Genomic DNA, 15,845 nt, shown 5'->3' on the forward strand with positions numbered 1-15,845 from the left:
CGGAGGCCCCGGAGATCTCAGGGGCCTCCGGGCTCTCGGGGGCCTCAGGAGTCTTCAGAGGAAGGTGCGACCCTCGCCCCGGTACGTCGGCACCTCGGCGGTCACCCGGTCGCCCTCTATCAGGTGGAGCGCGGCGAAACGCTCGCACAGCTCCCCGGCCTTGGCGTGCCGGAACCAGACCTTGTCACCGATCAGCAGATCGTCGGCGGCGGCCCCGAGCAGCGGGGTCTGCACCTCACCCGCGCCCTCCTGGCGGACGTAGCGCAGTCCCCCGGGGAGATACGGGACGGGCGAGCGGTCCCGCCCCGCGGCCCCGGACGCCGGATAGCCGCCGCCGAGCACCGTCACCACACCCACCCCGGGACGCCGCACCACGGGAAGGGCGAAGAGCGCCGCGGGGCGTCCCGAGAAGGAGGTGTAGTGGTCGAACAGCCGGGGCAGCAGCAGCCCGGAGCCCGCCGCTATCTCCGTCACCGCGCTCTCGGCCGCCGTCTGCTGGACACTGCCCGTGCCCCCGCCGTTGACGAACTCCAGCTCCGGGACGACGGCCCGCACCGCCCGCACGGTCTCGGCCCGCAGCCCGGCCAGCTGCCGCCGGGCGACGTGCTGCATCAGCCGTATCGCCCGGGACGTCACCGGGGAGCCGGGGTACGAGTCACCGACGCCCGCGACATGCCCCTCGTACGCCATCAGCCCCACCAGCCGGAAACCGGGCCGCCGGGCGACCGTCCGGGCCAGCTCCGCCACCTGGCCCGGCTCGGCCAGCGGGGAGCGGCGCGCCCCTATCCGTACCCGGCCGCCCAGCAGCCGCAGCGCGGTGTCGAGTTCCAGACAGACCCGGATCTCCTCCGTGCCGCCCGCGCGGGCCCGGTCGATCAGATCGAGCTGCGCCGGGTCGTCCACCAGCACCGTCACGGCTGCGGCGAGTCTCCCGTCACCCGCCAGCTCGGCGAACGAGGCCCGGTCGGCGGACGGATACGCCAGCAGGACGTCATCGAACCCGGCCCGGGCCAGCCACACCGACTCGGCCAGCGTGAACGACATCACCCCGCGGAACCCGTCCCCGGCGAGCACCCGCTCCAGCAGCGCACGGCAGCGGACGGACTTGCTCGCCACCCGGATCGGCTTGCCGCCCGCCCGGCGCGCCAGATCGGCGGCGTTGGCGTCGAAGGCGTCGATGTCGACCACCGCGAGCGGGGCGTCGAGACGGGCGGTGGCGCGGTCGTAACGGGCCCGGTCCACAGCACTGGGGATCATGGGGCGAGCCTGCCAGAAGGGACTACCGAGGGGTAGGGGGACGTTCTGGGCAGATCCCCACGGCGCCGGGGTCAGAATCCCTCGGGAGGGGCACCAACCCGTAGAGTGACGCGGGACGCGGTACCGGACCGGGCGCCCCGGAAGGGCGGAACAGCCGGTGCACGGGGACGAGATCACGGGGGGCGGAATGAGTACGGAGGCGGAACGCCCTCCCCTCCCAGGCTCCCCCGCCCCCGACGAGACCCCGCCTCCGCCCTCCCCCTCCGCGCGCGTTCCGGACGCGCTGCTCCCTCCCGAGCCCGCCCCGCCCGGCCCTCGCTCGGGACTCACCGATCTGCTGCCGCCCGGCGACGACGGGAAGGCCCGGGCACCGCGCCGTGAGCGTGAGCCGGCCGCGGCCGACGAGGACACCCGCTCGCTGCGGCGGGGGCCGGCCGCCTCCGGCGAGGCCCCCCGCGCCCCGCGCCGCCGGCCCGTCGCGTCCGACGAGAACACGCGTGCGCTGCGGCGGCAGCCCCCGGCGCCCGGCTCCCGCCCGGCACCACGGCAACCCGCGCCGGACCCCCGTACCGAACCGCCCGCCCCCCGGCCTCCCGCTCCCCGGTCGCCCGCCCCCCGGTCGGCTCCCCCCGGACCGCCGCCGCCCCCGGCCCCTCCCGGGACCCGGCGCGTGCCGCTGCCCGACGAGGACACCCGTTCCCTGCGCCGGGCGCCGGGCCCGGGCGACCGGGCGCGGACCTCCGCGCCCCGGCCCGCTCCCTCCCCCGGGCCCGCGCGCCGCCCCGGGGCGGCCCCGCCCCGCCCCCCGTCGCCCCCCGAGGGCCGCACCGCGCCACCCCGGCCCCGGACCTCGCCCGAGCGGCCCGGACCGATGCCGCCCCACGCGGTCACCGGCCCGTCCCGTGCCGCCGGCCCGCCCGGGGAGCCACCGCGCCCGCCCGGCCCTCCCCGGGTCTCCCCGGAGCGCTACCGTCCGGCGCCCCCCGCCGAGCCCCCGGCCTTCGTCCAGGCGTACGGCGCCCTGCCCATGGCCGAACACCCGGCCGGGACGACCGCGCGGCTCCGGCCCGTCCGCGCCCGACGGCCCATACGCACCGCCGCCGCGCTCGCCTGTGTGGTGCTCGGGCTCGGCCTCATCGGCGGCGCCGCCACCGGGAGCTGGCTCACCGGGGACTCCAGCGCCGACACCACCGCCCAGACCGCCTACACCGAGGGCCGCACCCTCTGGTACAGCCTGCCGGTGGACACCCTCTTCCCCCGCACCGTCCACGGCAGGGGCGCGGGGCCCGGCGGCGCCGACCGGGTCTGGACCCGGGTCGCCGTGGCACCCGACGGAAGCTGCGCCGAGAGCCTCGACCCCCTGCTCGTCCGCGCACTCCAGCCCGTCGGCTGCACCCGGGTCCTGCGCGCCACCTACACCGACGCCACCTCCAGCCATGTCACCACCGTCGGGATGGTCTTCACCAAGGGCGGCGCCGCGTCCATGCACGCCCTGGAGTCCCGCTTCACCACCGAGCGCCTCGCCGAGCGCGCCGATCTGATGCCCCGCGCCTTCCCCGCCCCCGGCACCGTCGCCGCCCGGTTCGGCGAGCGGCAGCGCGCCAGCTGGAGCATCGACGTCCTCACCGACGCGCCCGTCGTCGTCTACGCGGTCTCCGGCTTCGCCGACGGCCGCGCCGTCACCGACCCCAGGCCCGCCGGCGAGGCCCGCGCCAAGGGCGCCACATCGGCTCCGGCGCAGGCCGGGCTCGGCCATGAGGCCAAGGGCCTGTCGGACGGCATCGAGAGCGCCCTGCGCGCCAGCCTCGGCACGGCCGCGGAGCCCCGGTCATGACCCCGGGAACGGACGGAGCGCGCCGCCGGCACCGGTTCGCCGCCACCCTGCTGGCCGCCGCGCTCGCCCTGGTGGCCGCGGCCCCCGCGCACGCCGACGGCATACGGCCCCAGCAGTGGGGCCTCGACGCGCTCAACACGGACGAGGCGTGGCGTACGAGCAAGGGCGCGGGGATCACCGTCGCCGTGCTCGACACCGGGGTCGACGACCAGCACCCCGACCTGCTGGGCAATGTCCTGCCCGGCAAGGACCTGATCGGCTTCGGCGCGACCCGGGGGGACCGGGCCTGGGCCCGCCACGGCACCGCGATGGCCGGGATCATCGCGGCGCACGGCCACGGCCCGGCCGGCGGGGACGGGGTCATGGGGATAGCGCCCGAGGCGAAGATCCTGCCCGTGCGGGTGATCCTCGAAAGCGGCGACAAGGCCCGGGACAAGGCCCGCAACTCCCGGGGCACCGCCCTGGCGAAGGGCATCCGCTGGGCCGCCGACCACGGTGCGGACGTCATCAACCTCTCCCTCGGCGACGACAGCGAGTCGGCGCACGCGGAGGCGGGGGAGGACGCGGCCGTGCGGTACGCCCTCTCGAAGGGGGCCGTGGTGGTGGCGTCGGCGGGGAACGGCGGGGAGAAGGGGGACCGGGTGTCCTATCCGGCGGCCTACCCCGGCGTGATAGCGGTGACGGCGGTGGACCGCTACGGGACCCACGCGTCCTTCTCGACCCAGCGCTGGTACGCCACGGTCAACGCGCCCGGGGTGGATGTGGTCATCCCCGACCCCGACCGGAAGTACTACCAGGGGTGGGGGACGAGCGCCGCCGCCGCGTTCGTCTCCGGGGCGGTCGCGCTGGTGCGCTCGGCGCATCCGGAGCTGACCCCGGCGCAGATCAAGAAGCTTCTCGCGGAGACGGCCCGGGACAGCCCCGAGAACGGCCGGGACGACGCCAAGGGGTACGGGATGGTGGACCCCGCCGCGGCGATCCGGGAGGCGGGGAAGGTGCGGGCGGGAGATCCGAAGGCGGCGACGGCGGGGTACGGGAGGGAGTTCTTCGGGCCGGGGCCGCAGCCGGTGGAGGTGGGGGCTGAGCCGGCGGAGTGGCTGGCGCCGGTGGCGGGGGGTGCGGGGGCGCTGATCCTCGCGACCGGCATCGCCCTCTGGCGCACCCCCCGCCCCCCACCCCGCCGCTGACCCCCCGACCAACCCGGCCCACCCGGGGGCACCTCTCGGAGGCGCCCCGAGCAACCCCAGCCCGTCCGGGGGCACCTCCCAGAGGCGCCCCGAGCAAATGCAGCCCGTCCGGCGTTTGAGGACGGACCCTGTGCGACAGGTGCCCGCGCCTGTGCATCTTCAGCCCGTCCGGCGATTGAGGACGGACCCTGTGCGACAGGTGCCCGCGCCTGTGCATCTTCAGCCCGTCCGGCGCTTGAGGACGGACCCCGCACCACGGGCAACCCGAGCAAATTCAGCCCGTCTGGGGGCACCTCCCAGAGGCAGCTCTGGGGGAGTTTGAGGACGGACCCTGTGCCACAGGACCCCGCATCCCGCGGGCCACGGTCGGGGGCCAGCCCCCGAACCCCCGCTCCTCAAATGCCGGAGGGGCTGGATTTCGTGCCTCGGCACGCCCGGAGCGCCGAGGCTCGCGGCAAGAGACCGAGCCCCCCGGGGGCAGCCGGGACCCGCGGAGGAATTAGGGTCGAGGGGTGGCGCTCAAGAACATCCCGGACCCCGGTTTCCCCGACGACGACGGCACCGCCGACCCCCGGCTCACCGCAGCCCTCACCACCTGGGCCGCGGACCGCACCGCCGAGACCCCGGTGCTGGAGGCGCTCCGGGACGCCCGCCTGCTCGTCCCCGTGGTCGCCGTCCTCGGCGAGACCGAGATCGGGCCGAACGGACTCCCGCAGGAGAAGACCAGCGACATGGCCGTCCCCACCCTCACCGCCGGCCCCCGCCGAGCCCTCCCCGCCTTCACCTCCATCGCGTCCCTGGCCCGCTGGAACCCGGAGGCCCGCCCCGTCGCCGTCCCCCTCCACCAGGCCCTCCAGGCAGCCGCCCACGAGCGGGCGGACACGCTCGTACTGGATCTCGCGGGCCCCGTCACCTACCAGCTCACCGGCCCCGCGCTGCGGGCCCTCGCCGAGGGCCGCACCAGCACGGACCCGCTCGACGACCCCGCCGTCACGGACGCCGTGCGCGAGATCCTGGCCGCCGAGCCCGCCGTGGTCCGCGCCCATCTGGGCCCGGGCGGCGCGGACGCGGACGGGACCCTCGCCCTGGTGCTCGCCCCGGACGCCGTCCCGGCCCGGGACGCCCACCGGGTCGCCGAGGCGCTCGCGGGCCATGACGCGCTGAGGGCCCGCCTGGTGCGGGGCCTCGACCTGGCACTGCTGCCGGCCGGTGCCGCCGCTCCGGGCGAGCCCTTCTTCGTGCGGTAGCGCGGTCCGCGCGGCGGCGGATCAGCCGTAGACGGGCCCGGTGTACTTCTCGCCGGGCCCCTGCCCCGGCTGGTCCGGCACCAGCGACGCCTCGCGGAAGGCGAGCTGGAGCGACTTCAGGCCGTCCCGCAGCGGTGCCGCGTGGAAGGAGCTGATCTCGGTGGTGCTCGCGTCGAGCAGCCCCGCCAGCGCGTGGACCAGTTTGCGGGCCTCGTCCAGGTCCTTGTGCTCCTCGCCCTCCTCGGTCAGCCCGAGCTTGACGGCGGCAGCGCTCATCAGGTTCACCGCGACCGTGACGATCACTTCGACGGCGGGGACCTCGGCGATGTCGCGGGTCATGGCGTCGAAGTCGGGAGAATCCGGAGATCCGGTGAAATCGGTGTCAGGGGTCGCGTCACTCATGACGCACACGATATGCCCCGCCCCGCGCGACACGGCCGGGGCCACCGGTTAGCCCCATCCCGGCGGAGCTGCTAACCTTGTGTGACGACCGGCTGGACGCATCTGTGTCCGGCCCACAAGTGGAGGCTCCGATCTCCCACCCGACCGACCTCCGGGACGGCGGGTCACCGGTCAGGTGGCGCCCATCGTTCCGTACGGACGATGGAAGTCGCCCGATGTGCGCCTCGCGGCTGGCCGCGGCGGTGCTCCGGTTTTGAGGAGCTGCCGCCTGTGTCCCGTCCGGGGCATTTTTCATGTTCCGGCGCGGTTGGTCTTACCAAACAGACGTTGCGCGGCTGCCTGCCAGTCGGTCGCGTAGTGCTACCGAGGAGGATCCATCAGCGCCGAGCCCCGCATCAACGACCGGATTCGCGTTCCGGAAGTGCGGCTTGTCGGTCCCAGCGGCGAGCAGGTCGGAATCGTCCCGCTCGCCAAGGCCCTTGAGCTCGCACAGGAGTACGACCTTGACCTGGTCGAGGTCGCGGCGAACGCCCGGCCGCCCGTGTGCAAGCTCATGGACTACGGGAAGTTCAAGTACGAGTCGGCCATGAAGGCCCGTGAGGCGCGCAAGAACCAGGCGCACACGGTCATCAAGGAGATGAAGCTCCGGCCGAAGATCGACCCGCACGACTACGACACCAAAAAGGGTCACGTCGTCCGGTTCCTCAAGCAGGGTGACAAGGTCAAGATCACGATCATGTTCCGTGGTCGTGAGCAGTCCCGCCCCGAGCTTGGCTACCGCCTGCTCCAGCGTCTCGCGTCCGATGTCGAGGACCTCGGGTTCATCGAGTCGAACCCGAAGCAGGACGGCCGGAACATGATCATGGTTCTTGGCCCGCACAAGAAGAAGACCGAGGCCATGGCCGAGGCGCGTGAGGCCCAGGCCGCACGGAAGGCTGACCGCGAGGTCGCGAAGGCCCAGGCCGACGCGCCCGCCGAGGCGCCCTCCGAGGGGTGACCCGAGGGGCTGCCGTGAGGCGCCCCCGGTCCCGCCCGGATTCAGAAACCAAGATCTGACGCTCCCGCACGCATGCCGGTACCCCGTGTGCCGGTGGGAGCGCCACTGACGAGGAGATAACGGCGCTATGCCGAAGAACAAGACGCACAGCGGTTCCAAGAAGCGCTTCAAGATCACCGGCACCGGCAAGGTGCTCCGTGAGCGCGCCGGCAAGCGCCACCTGCTCGAGCACAAGCCGTCCACGCTGACGCGACGCCTCTCGGGCAACGCGGAGATGGCTCCGGGCGACGCCAAGAAGATCAAGAAGCTTCTCGGCAAGTGACGTTCCTCTGTTCCCGCCTCCGGTGACGGAGCCGGGGACGGATCGACGTCGAGACCGGGACCTCATCGAATTCGGGCCGTGTGGGTACCACCACGGCCCCGCTACAAGGAGTTAACAAGTGGCACGCGTCAAGCGGGCAGTCAACGCCCACAAGAAGCGCCGGGCAATCCTCGAGGCCGCCAGCGGCTACCGCGGTCAGCGCTCGCGCCTGTACCGCAAGGCCAAGGAGCAGGTCACCCACTCCCTGGTCTACAACTACAACGACCGGAAGAAGCGCAAGGGCGACTTCCGCCAGCTGTGGATTCAGCGGATCAACGCCGCCGCCCGCCAGAACGGCATGACGTACAACCGCCTCATCCAGGGTCTGAAGGCCGCCAACATCGAGGTGGACCGCAAGATGCTGGCCGAGCTGGCCGTCAACGACACCAACGCGTTCGCCGCGCTGGTCGAGGTCGCGCAGAAGGCTCTGCCGGCCGACGTGAACGCGCCGAAGGCCGCGGCCTGAGCCGTGCGCTGAGGCAGCCGCCGAGGCATGTGCTTTCCGGACCCGCAGGCCACTGGCCTGCGGGTCCGAGTGCTTCCGCCGCCCGGGCGGCCCTCTCCTGATCCGGGCCGGCCCGCCGCCCGGGCGGCCCCCTCGTGACCGTGGCCGGCCCCGGCGCCGGCCACCACTTGGAACCGTGTCCCCGGCCGCACGCCGGAACGAAGAACCCCGTGCAGACGAAAGTGAGCCCATGGCCGCCCCCGAGTTGATCTCCCCGCGTTCCTCCCGCGTCGCCGCCGCCCGCCGGCTCGCGAGGCGGAACTTCCGCGGCAAGGAGCGGCTGTTTCTCGCCGAGGGCCCCCAGGCCGTACGGGAGGCCGCCGGACACCGCACGGACGGCGAGGCGACCCTCGTCGAGCTGTTCACCACCCTGGACGCCGCCGAGCGGTACGCGGACATCATCGGAGCCGCCCGGGACGCGGGCGCCCAGGTCCATCTCGCGGACGAGACGGTGATCGCCGACATCTCCACCACCGTCACCCCGCAGGGCCTCGTCGGCGTCTGCCGCTTCCTGGACACCCCCTTCGACGCCGTGGTCGCGGCCCGGCCGAGGCTCGTCGCCGTGCTCGCCCATGTGCGCGACCCCGGGAACGCCGGCACCGTGCTGCGGTGCGCGGACGCCGCCGGAGCCGACGCCGTCGTCCTCACCGACGCCTCCGTCGACCTCTACAACCCGAAGGCCGTCCGTGCCTCCGTCGGCTCCCACTTCCACCTCCCGGTCGCCGTCGGCGTCCCCGTCGAGGAGGCCGTACGGGCCCTCAAGGGCGCCGGAGTGCGGGTGCTCGCCGCCGACGGCGCGGGCGAGGACGACCTCGACGCCGAACTCGACGCGGGCACCATGGGCGGCCCCACCGCCTGGATCTTCGGCAATGAGGCCTGGGGGCTGCCCGAGGAGACCCGGGCCCTCGCCGACGCCGTGGTGCGCGTGCCGATCCACGGAAGGGCCGAGAGCCTGAACCTGGCGACCGCCGCGGCCGTTTGCCTCTACGCGTCGGCGCGCGCCCAGCGCGCCGGGGGCGCGCGCTGAAGGCCGGGGCATCGGCCACGGCACGCCGGGCTCACTCGGGGGGAGCACTCGCCCGGGGGCTCCGCAGGGTCACATCCAGCTAGTAGGGTGACGGGCTCGGGGGCCCACTGGAGTGCCGGCCGAGAGGTGGGGATACGGGGATGTCAGTCGGGACGAGCAGGCCCATGGAGACACACGGGGCCTTGCTGTGCCCTGTCGGCGACCCCGGAATGTTCGGGCTCGACCCCGACGACCTGCCCGACGGCCTCGTCGTCGCCGACGAGGCCGGCCGGGTGATCTGCTTCAACGCGGCAGCCGCCCGGATCACCGCCGTCGACCGGGACCGGGCCCTGGGACAGACCCTGGAGCGCGCACTGCCGCTGGAGGACCTCAAGGGCCGCCGCTGGTGGGCCCTGACCGACCCCTACGGCGGCCTCTCCACCCGTGTCGGCCAGCCCGAGCGGAATCTGCTGCTCCCCGGCGGACGCGAGGTCCTGGTCTCCGCGCGGTACGTCCGCGAGCGCCCCACCGGGCCGATACGGCGGCTGGTCATCAGCATCCGCGGCACCGAGGCCCGCCGCCGCAACGAGCGCAGCCACGCCGAGCTGATCGCCACCGTCGCCCATGAGCTGCGCTCCCCGCTGACCTCGGTCAAGGGCTTCACCGCGACCCTGCTGGCCAAGTGGGAGCGGTTCACCGACGACCAGAAGCGGCTGATGCTGGAGACCGTCGACGCCGACGCCAACCGGGTCACCCGGCTGATCGCCGAGCTGCTCGACATCTCCCGGATCGACTCCGGCCGGCTGGAGGTGCGCCGGCAGCCCGTGGACATCGCCGCGGCCGTCGGACGGCATGTCCAGGCGCACACCGCGAGCGGCCAGAGCCCGGACCGCTTCTTCGTCCGCATCCGGCGCGAGCTGCCCGTTCTGTGGGCCGATCCCGACAAGATCGATCAGGTGCTCGGCAATCTCCTGGAAAACGCGGTGCGCCACGGCGCCGGAACCGTCACCATCGAGGTGGCGCCGGCAGCGGCGAAGGACGACGAGAGAGGCACGGCCGTCACCGTGAGCGACGAGGGTCCCGGCATTCCCGAGGAGTCGATGGGCCGCGTCTTCACCCGCTTCTGGCGGGGCAGCAAGCGCGGCGGCACCGGCCTCGGCCTCTATATCGTCAAGGGCATCGTCGAGGCCCACGGCGGCACCATCACCGTCGGCCGCGGGCCCGGGGGCGGCGCCGAGTTCCGGTTTATCCTGCCCGTGGGCACTCCGGCGCATCTGGCCTGAGCCCCCACGGGCCTCCCGCACCCGCCGCACCGGGCCGCGCGGCGGGACCGGGGCCACCGTCCCCCGGACCGGTACCCCCGGCGTGCCCTTTAGACTGAATCTTTGGCACCTTCGCGCCCTCGCCCCGCCGCGCGGGGGTGGCTCGGTCCGGGGGTGTTCCCCGGTACACGCAGCACTCAGCGCAGCACCAGCCAATCGGAAGCACGGGAAGAGATGTCGGCACCGAACAAGTCGTACGACCCTGTCGAGGTCGAGGCACTGAAACCGGAAGAGATCGAGCGCATGCGGGACGAGGCGCTCGCGGCCTTCGCCGCCGCCGGTGACCTCGAAGCGCTCGCCCACGAGAAGGTCGCGCACACCGGCGGTGCCTCGCCGCTCGCGCTCGCCAACCGTGAGATCGGGGCGCTCCCGCCGCAGGCCAAGGCCGAGGCCGGCAAGCGCGTCGGCCAGGCCCGGGGCGCGGTCAGCAAGGGCCTCGCCGCCCGCCAGGCCGAGCTGGAGGCCGAGCGCGACGCCCGGGTGCTGGTCGAGGAGGCGGTGGATGTCACCCTTCCGTACGACCGGGTCCCGGCCGGCGCCCGCCACCCGCTCACCACGCTCTCGGAGCGCATCGAGGACGTCTTCGTCGCCATGGGCTACGAGGTCGCCGAGGGCCCCGAGGCCGAGGCCGAGTGGTTCAACTTCGACGCGCTGAACATCGGCCCCGACCACCCCGCGCGCGGCGAGGCGGACACCTTCTTCGTGGCCGCCCCCGACGGGTCCGCCGACTCCGGTGTGGTGCTGCGCACCCACACCTCGCCGGTGCAGATCCGCTCCCTGCTCGACCGCGAGCCCCCGGTCTATGTGATCTGCCCCGGCCGGGTCTACCGCACCGACGAGCTGGACGCGACCCACACCCCCGTCTTCCACCAGGTCGAGCTGCTCGCCGTCGACGAGGGCCTGACCATGGCCGACCTCAAGGGCACCCTGGACCACATGGTGCAGGCGCTCTTCGGCGAGGGCATGAAGACCCGGCTGCGGCCGAACTTCTTCCCCTTCACCGAGCCGTCCGCCGAGATGGACATGGTCTGCTACGTCTGCCGCGGCGCGTCCGTCGGCAACCCGGACCGCCCCTGCCGCACCTGCTCCAGCGAGGGCTGGATCGAGCTGGGCGGCTGCGGGATGGTCAACCCCAAGGTCCTCACCGCCTGCGGTGTGGACGCGAGCAAGTACAGCGGATTCGCCTTCGGGTTCGGCATCGAACGGATGCTGATGTTCCGCCACAACGTCGAGGACATGCGAGACATGGTCGAGGGTGACATCCGTTTCACCCGGCCGTTCGGGATGGAGATCTGATGCGGGTCCCGCTTTCATGGCTGCGGGAGTACGTCGACCTGCCGGCGACGGAGACCGGCCGTGACGTACAGACCAGGCTCATCGCCGCCGGCCTGGAGGTCGAGGCCGTCGAGACCCTCGGCGCCGGGCTCACGGGCCCCCTCGTGGTCGGCCAGGTCCGCTCCATCGAGGAGCTGACCGAGTTCAAGAAGCCCATCCGCCACTGTCTGGTGGACGTGGGCGCGGCCAACGGCACCGGTGAACCGCAGGAGATCATCTGCGGCGCCCGGAACTTCCGGGCCGGTGACAAGGTCGTCGTGGCCCTGCCCGGCGCCGTGCTCCCCGGCGACTTCGAGATCGCCGAGCGCAAGACGTACGGCCGGATGTCCCGGGGCATGATCTGCTCCACCGACGAGCTGGGCATGGGCGACGACGGCACCCACGGCATCATCGTGCTGCCGCCGGAGCACGAGGTCGGCACCGACGCCACCGCGCTCCTCGAGCTGTACGACGAGGTCCTCGACATCGCCGTCACCCCCGACCGCGGCTACTGCCTCTCGCTGCGCGGTGTCGCCCGCGAGACCGCCACCGCGTACGGGCTGCCGCTGCGCGACCCCGCGCTGCTGGACGTGCCGGGACCCAACGCGCACGGCTACGGAGTCCGGGTCGCCGACCCCGTCGGCTGCGACCGCTTCACCGCGCGCACCGTCGTCGGGCTCGACCCCGAGGCCCGCTCCCCGATCTGGCTGACCCGCCGCCTCCAGAAGGCGGGCATGCGCCCGATCTCGCTCGCCGTCGACATCACCAACTACGTGATGCTGGAGCTGGGGCAGCCGCTGCACGCCTACGACCGCACCCTCGTCGACGGACCGATCGGGGTCCGCCGCGCCGAGCCCGGTGAGAAGCTCGTCACCCTCGACGGCGTCAAGCGCACCCTGGACGCCGAGGACCTCGTCATCACCGACAACCGGGGGCCCATCGGCCTCGCCGGGGTGATGGGCGGCGCCAACACCGAGATCGCCGACGCCGAGCCCGACCCGGAGACCGGTGCGGTCCGGGGCACCACCGAGGTGGTCATCGAGGCCGCGCACTTCGACCCGGTCGCCATCGCCCGCACCGCGCGCCGCCACAAGCTGTCCTCCGAGGCGTCCCGGCGCTTCGAGCGCGGTGTGGACCCGCAGGCCGGGGCCGCCGCGGCGCAGCGCACCGTCGATCTGCTGGTGCTGCTCGCCGGCGGCACCGCCGAGGCCGGTGTCACCCAGGTCATCTCGCCCTCCGCGCCGCACACGATCGCGATCCCCGCCGGCCACCCCGACCGGGTCGCCGGTGTGGAGTACGGCCGGGAGACCGTCGTACGCCGCCTCCAGGAGGTCGGCTGCGACGTCTACGGCCAGGACGAGCTGGTCGTCACCGTCCCCTCGTGGCGCCCCGACCTCACCGCGCCCAACGACCTCGCCGAGGAGGTCATCCGGCTGGAGGGGTACGAGAACCTGCCCTCCACGCTGCCCCGGCCCCCGGCCGGGCGCGGGCTCAGCGAGCGGCAGCGGCTGCACCGCCGGGCCGGCCGCGCGCTGGCCGGCGCCGGCTATGTGGAGACGCCGAACTACCCCTTCATCGGCGAGCAGGTCCTCGACCAGCTCGGCCTCCCCGCGGACGACCCCGCCCGCAGGCTGGTCAGGCTGGTCAACCCGCTCTCCGACGAGGAGCCGGCGCTGCGCACCACGCTGCTGCCCGGTCTCCTGGGCGCGCTGCGCCGCAACGCCGGGCGCGGCAGCCACGACCTCGCCCTCTTCGAGACCGGGCTGGTCTTCCACCCGGCCGCCGAGGCACGGCGCGCTCCGTCCCTCCCCGCCGACCGCAGGCCCACCGACGAGGAGATCGCCGCGCTCGACACCGCGCTGCCGGCGCAGCCCCGGCACGCGGCGGTCGTCCTCACCGGCTCCCGGGAGCGCTCCGGCTGGTGGGGCGCCGGACGCCCGGCCGACTGGGCGGACGCCATCGAGGCGGCCCGGGTGGTCGCCGCCGAGGCCGGCGCGGAGCTGACCGTCGAGCAGGGGCGGTACGGCCCGTGGCACCCCGGCCGCTGCGCCGCGCTCCATGTCACGGTCGACGGGGTGAAGACGCCGGCCGGACACGCCGGTGAGCTGCACCCGCGCGTCATCAAGGCGCTGGGTCTGCCCGCGCGCACCTGCGCCATGGAGCTGAACCTGGACCTGGTGGAGCGGGCCGGCGACACCGCGCTCACCGCACCGAGGATCTCCGGTTTCCCGGTGGCGACCCAGGATGTGGCGCTCGTCGTCGACACGGAGATCCCGGCCGCCGCCGTGGAGAGCGCGCTCACCGCCGGCGCCGGCGAACTGCTGGAGTCCATCCGGCTGTTCGACATCTTCACCGGTGACCAGATCGGGACCGGCCGGAAGTCGCTCGCCTACGCGCTGCGCTTCCGCGCCGCCGACCGGACGCTGACGGTGGAGGAGGCGACGGCGGCGCGCGACGCGGCCGTGGCCCTCGCCGCCGAGCGGACCGGAGCGGTGCTCCGCGGAGCCTGACCCACCGCACCGCACAGGGGCGCGTCCGGATTCCGGACGCGCCCCTGTGTGTTCCCCGCCGGAGCGGACAGCAAGGGGCCGCCGCGCGACTGGACGCGCGACGGCCCCGGTGGGCCCGGCGCGGAGTGGGGTGACACCGCGCCGGACCCGTCGGCGGTCCTCCGGCCGCTCGCAGCGTGGGTCGTTGCGGCGGAAGGCGGCGGGAGGACCGCCGGGTGCGGCCGGCGCCGCCCGTCCTGCCGCGGAGTGTCGGGCAGTTCAGCAGGACGGACGGCGCTCACGGCGACCACCGCACTGATACGAGGGGGAGCCCGGTGGTCCGGCCGCCTCTGTGAGAGGCATTCCAGTCAACACGCGTGCCCGGTACGGCGGCAGAGCACGCGCCGCCCCGGTCGGGGTACTCCGTTCACACCCCGTGCGAAGTGCCGCTCGCGGCGCGTGCCGTCCACTACGCTGAGCTGACCGAGCCCCCGGAGTGGCCATGCAGCCCAACACCCTGCTCGACGCCCTGCTGGACGAGGCGGGTTTCTCCCACGCGGGCCTGGCCGCCCGGGTGAACCAGGCCGGTCGCGCCCGGGGGCTGGCCCTGCGGTACGAGCACACCGCCGTGGCCCGGTGGCTGAAGGGCCAGCGCCCCCGGGGCCAGGTGCCCGACCTGCTGTGCGAGGTGCTCGCCGGCCGGCTCCAGCGCGCTCTGACCCTCGGTGACATCGGCCTCGGAAGCCCCGGCGACACCGCCGACCCGTCGTCCCCGCTCTCCGGTTTCGTCGAGCGGGCCGCCGCCCTCTGGCGCTCCGACGAACAGCAGCGCCGCCACATCATCGAGGCGCCCGCCGTCACCGGAACGCCCGCCGTGATGCCCGTCTGGGAGTGGGAGAACCCCCCGGAGGACGCCGATGTCTCCCGTACCGGAAAGAACCGTGTCTCACCGGCCGACATCGGTATGCTGCGGGCCGCGCGCGCCCACTACGAGCTGATGTACCGACGGGCGGGCGGCATGGCGACCCGCGCCCGGATCGTCGGATTCCTCAACGCCGAGACCGCGCCGCTGCTGCGCGGCACCTACAGTGACGCCCTGGGGCGGCAGTTGCACCGGGCGACCGGCGGGCTGGTCGCGGTCGCCGGGATCTGCGCGTACGACTCCGACGCCCACGGCCTGGCCCAGCGCTACTTCCACCAGGCGCTGCGCCTGGCGAAGGCCAGCGGGGACCGGGGGCTCGGCGCCTATGTGATCGCGCTGCTGGTCAACCAGTCGCTCTTCATGGCCGAGTACCGGCAGGCGGTGGCCTTCGCGGAGGCCGCGCTGCGGGCCTCCGGCGGCCGGATCACTCCGGCGCTCGCCGCCGATCTGCACGCCATGCAGGCCAAGGCGTACGCCCATCTCGGCGACGGCGGGGCCGCGCTGGGCTGTATCCGGCGGGCGGAGCAGGAGGCGGAGCGGATTCGTCCGGTGCACGAGCCGGACGAGACCGGCTATGTGCAGCCGGGGCTGGTCAATGTGCAGGCCGCCGAGGCGCTGCTCAGCCTGGGGGATCTGCGCGCCGCCCATGAGCACGCGACGGCGGCCGTGGGCGTGCCCGCGCACGACCGGGGCCGGGTGCACCGGCTCGCCATGCTCTGCCAGATCGAGCTGCGGCAGGGCGAGGCCGACCGGGCGGCGGGGACGGCCGGGGAGATGGCCGAGCAGGTGCGGGGGATGGAGTCGCAGCGGCTGCGGGACCGGCTGCGCGCGGTGCGCGAGTATCTGGTGGCGAGTGGCTCCGCCCGGGCGGCGGAGGCGACGGAGCTGATCGACGGGGCGCTGCGCGTGCCGCTCTGACCGCCGGTGGCGGGGGGGGGTGGGGGGCGAGGAGGCGGCGCCCGGCCGCCCGGGCCCCGGGGTGGGGCGGCGCCGCGCCCACCG

At 74.3% G+C, this 15,845-nt stretch carries 13 protein-coding genes; 11 read left to right on the forward strand and 2 right to left on the reverse strand.

From position 1 onward, the window contains the following. Window positions 1-54 precede the first annotated feature (54 nt). Window positions 55-1,257: an amino acid deaminase/aldolase gene (locus tag ABT122_RS22675; RefSeq protein ID WP_351555103.1), complete on the reverse strand. Its 1,203-nt coding sequence runs from the start codon at window positions 1,255-1,257 to the stop codon at window positions 55-57. 871 nt (window positions 1,258-2,128) lie between these two features. On the opposite strand from ABT122_RS22675, the gene ABT122_RS22680 reads away from it, so the two are divergent. From ABT122_RS22680 to ABT122_RS22690, 3 genes are all read left to right on the forward strand, one after another. Beyond that, entirely contained in the window at window positions 2,129-3,091 is a 963-nt protein-coding gene (locus ABT122_RS22680; RefSeq protein ID WP_502976184.1) for a hypothetical protein, read from the forward strand. After that, entirely contained in the window at window positions 3,088-4,278 is a 1,191-nt protein-coding gene (mycP, locus tag ABT122_RS22685; protein WP_351555106.1) for a type VII secretion-associated serine protease mycosin, read from the forward strand. Before ABT122_RS22680 ends, mycP begins: the two co-directional genes overlap by 4 nt. A gap of 512 nt (window positions 4,279-4,790) precedes the next feature. Beyond that, on the forward strand, window positions 4,791-5,525 hold the full coding sequence (locus ABT122_RS22690; RefSeq protein WP_351555109.1) for an SseB family protein: 735 nt from the start codon (window positions 4,791-4,793) through the stop codon (window positions 5,523-5,525). Window positions 5,526-5,546: 21 nt separating this feature from the next. On the opposite strand, the gene ABT122_RS22695 is transcribed toward ABT122_RS22690, so the two are convergent. After that, window positions 5,547-5,927, reverse strand: coding sequence for a DUF1844 domain-containing protein (locus tag ABT122_RS22695; protein WP_351555112.1), 381 nt, complete (start codon window positions 5,925-5,927; stop codon window positions 5,547-5,549). Between the two features lie 376 nt (window positions 5,928-6,303). Between ABT122_RS22695 and infC the strand changes: the two genes are divergently transcribed. The 8 genes from infC (at window position 6,304) to ABT122_RS22735 (ending at window position 15,761) form a co-directional block, all read left to right on the forward strand. Continuing rightward, on the forward strand, window positions 6,304-6,924 hold the full coding sequence (gene infC / locus ABT122_RS22700; RefSeq protein ID WP_351555148.1) for a translation initiation factor IF-3: 621 nt from the start codon (window positions 6,304-6,306) through the stop codon (window positions 6,922-6,924). Window positions 6,925-7,051: 127 nt separating this feature from the next. Further along, entirely contained in the window at window positions 7,052-7,246 is a 195-nt protein-coding gene (rpmI, locus tag ABT122_RS22705) for a 50S ribosomal protein L35 (RefSeq protein WP_250920741.1), read from the forward strand. 118 nt (window positions 7,247-7,364) lie between these two features. Next, entirely contained in the window at window positions 7,365-7,751 is a 387-nt protein-coding gene (gene rplT, locus ABT122_RS22710) for a 50S ribosomal protein L20 (protein WP_351555115.1), read from the forward strand. A gap of 229 nt (window positions 7,752-7,980) precedes the next feature. Continuing rightward, window positions 7,981-8,817: a TrmH family RNA methyltransferase gene (locus ABT122_RS22715; protein WP_351555118.1), complete on the forward strand. Its 837-nt coding sequence runs from the start codon at window positions 7,981-7,983 to the stop codon at window positions 8,815-8,817. A 140-nt stretch (window positions 8,818-8,957) separates the two neighbouring features. Further along, window positions 8,958-10,079: a sensor histidine kinase gene (locus tag ABT122_RS22720; RefSeq protein WP_351555121.1), complete on the forward strand. Its 1,122-nt coding sequence runs from the start codon at window positions 8,958-8,960 to the stop codon at window positions 10,077-10,079. Window positions 10,080-10,292: 213 nt separating this feature from the next. Continuing rightward, window positions 10,293-11,414, forward strand: coding sequence for a phenylalanine--tRNA ligase subunit alpha (gene pheS, locus ABT122_RS22725; RefSeq protein ID WP_351555124.1), 1,122 nt, complete (start codon window positions 10,293-10,295; stop codon window positions 11,412-11,414). Further along, window positions 11,414-13,942, forward strand: a complete 2,529-nt coding sequence (pheT, locus tag ABT122_RS22730; protein WP_351555127.1) for a phenylalanine--tRNA ligase subunit beta — start codon at window positions 11,414-11,416, stop codon at window positions 13,940-13,942. The genes pheS and pheT overlap by 1 nt, the downstream gene beginning before the upstream one ends. A gap of 481 nt (window positions 13,943-14,423) precedes the next feature. Then, on the forward strand, window positions 14,424-15,761 hold the full coding sequence (locus tag ABT122_RS22735) for an NsdA family TPR-like regulatory protein (protein WP_351555130.1): 1,338 nt from the start codon (window positions 14,424-14,426) through the stop codon (window positions 15,759-15,761). The last annotated feature ends 84 nt before the right edge of the window (window positions 15,762-15,845 follow it).

Source organism: Streptomyces sp. NPDC001985 (assembly GCF_040296845.1).
Lineage (GTDB): Bacteria > Actinomycetota > Actinomycetes > Streptomycetales > Streptomycetaceae > Streptomyces.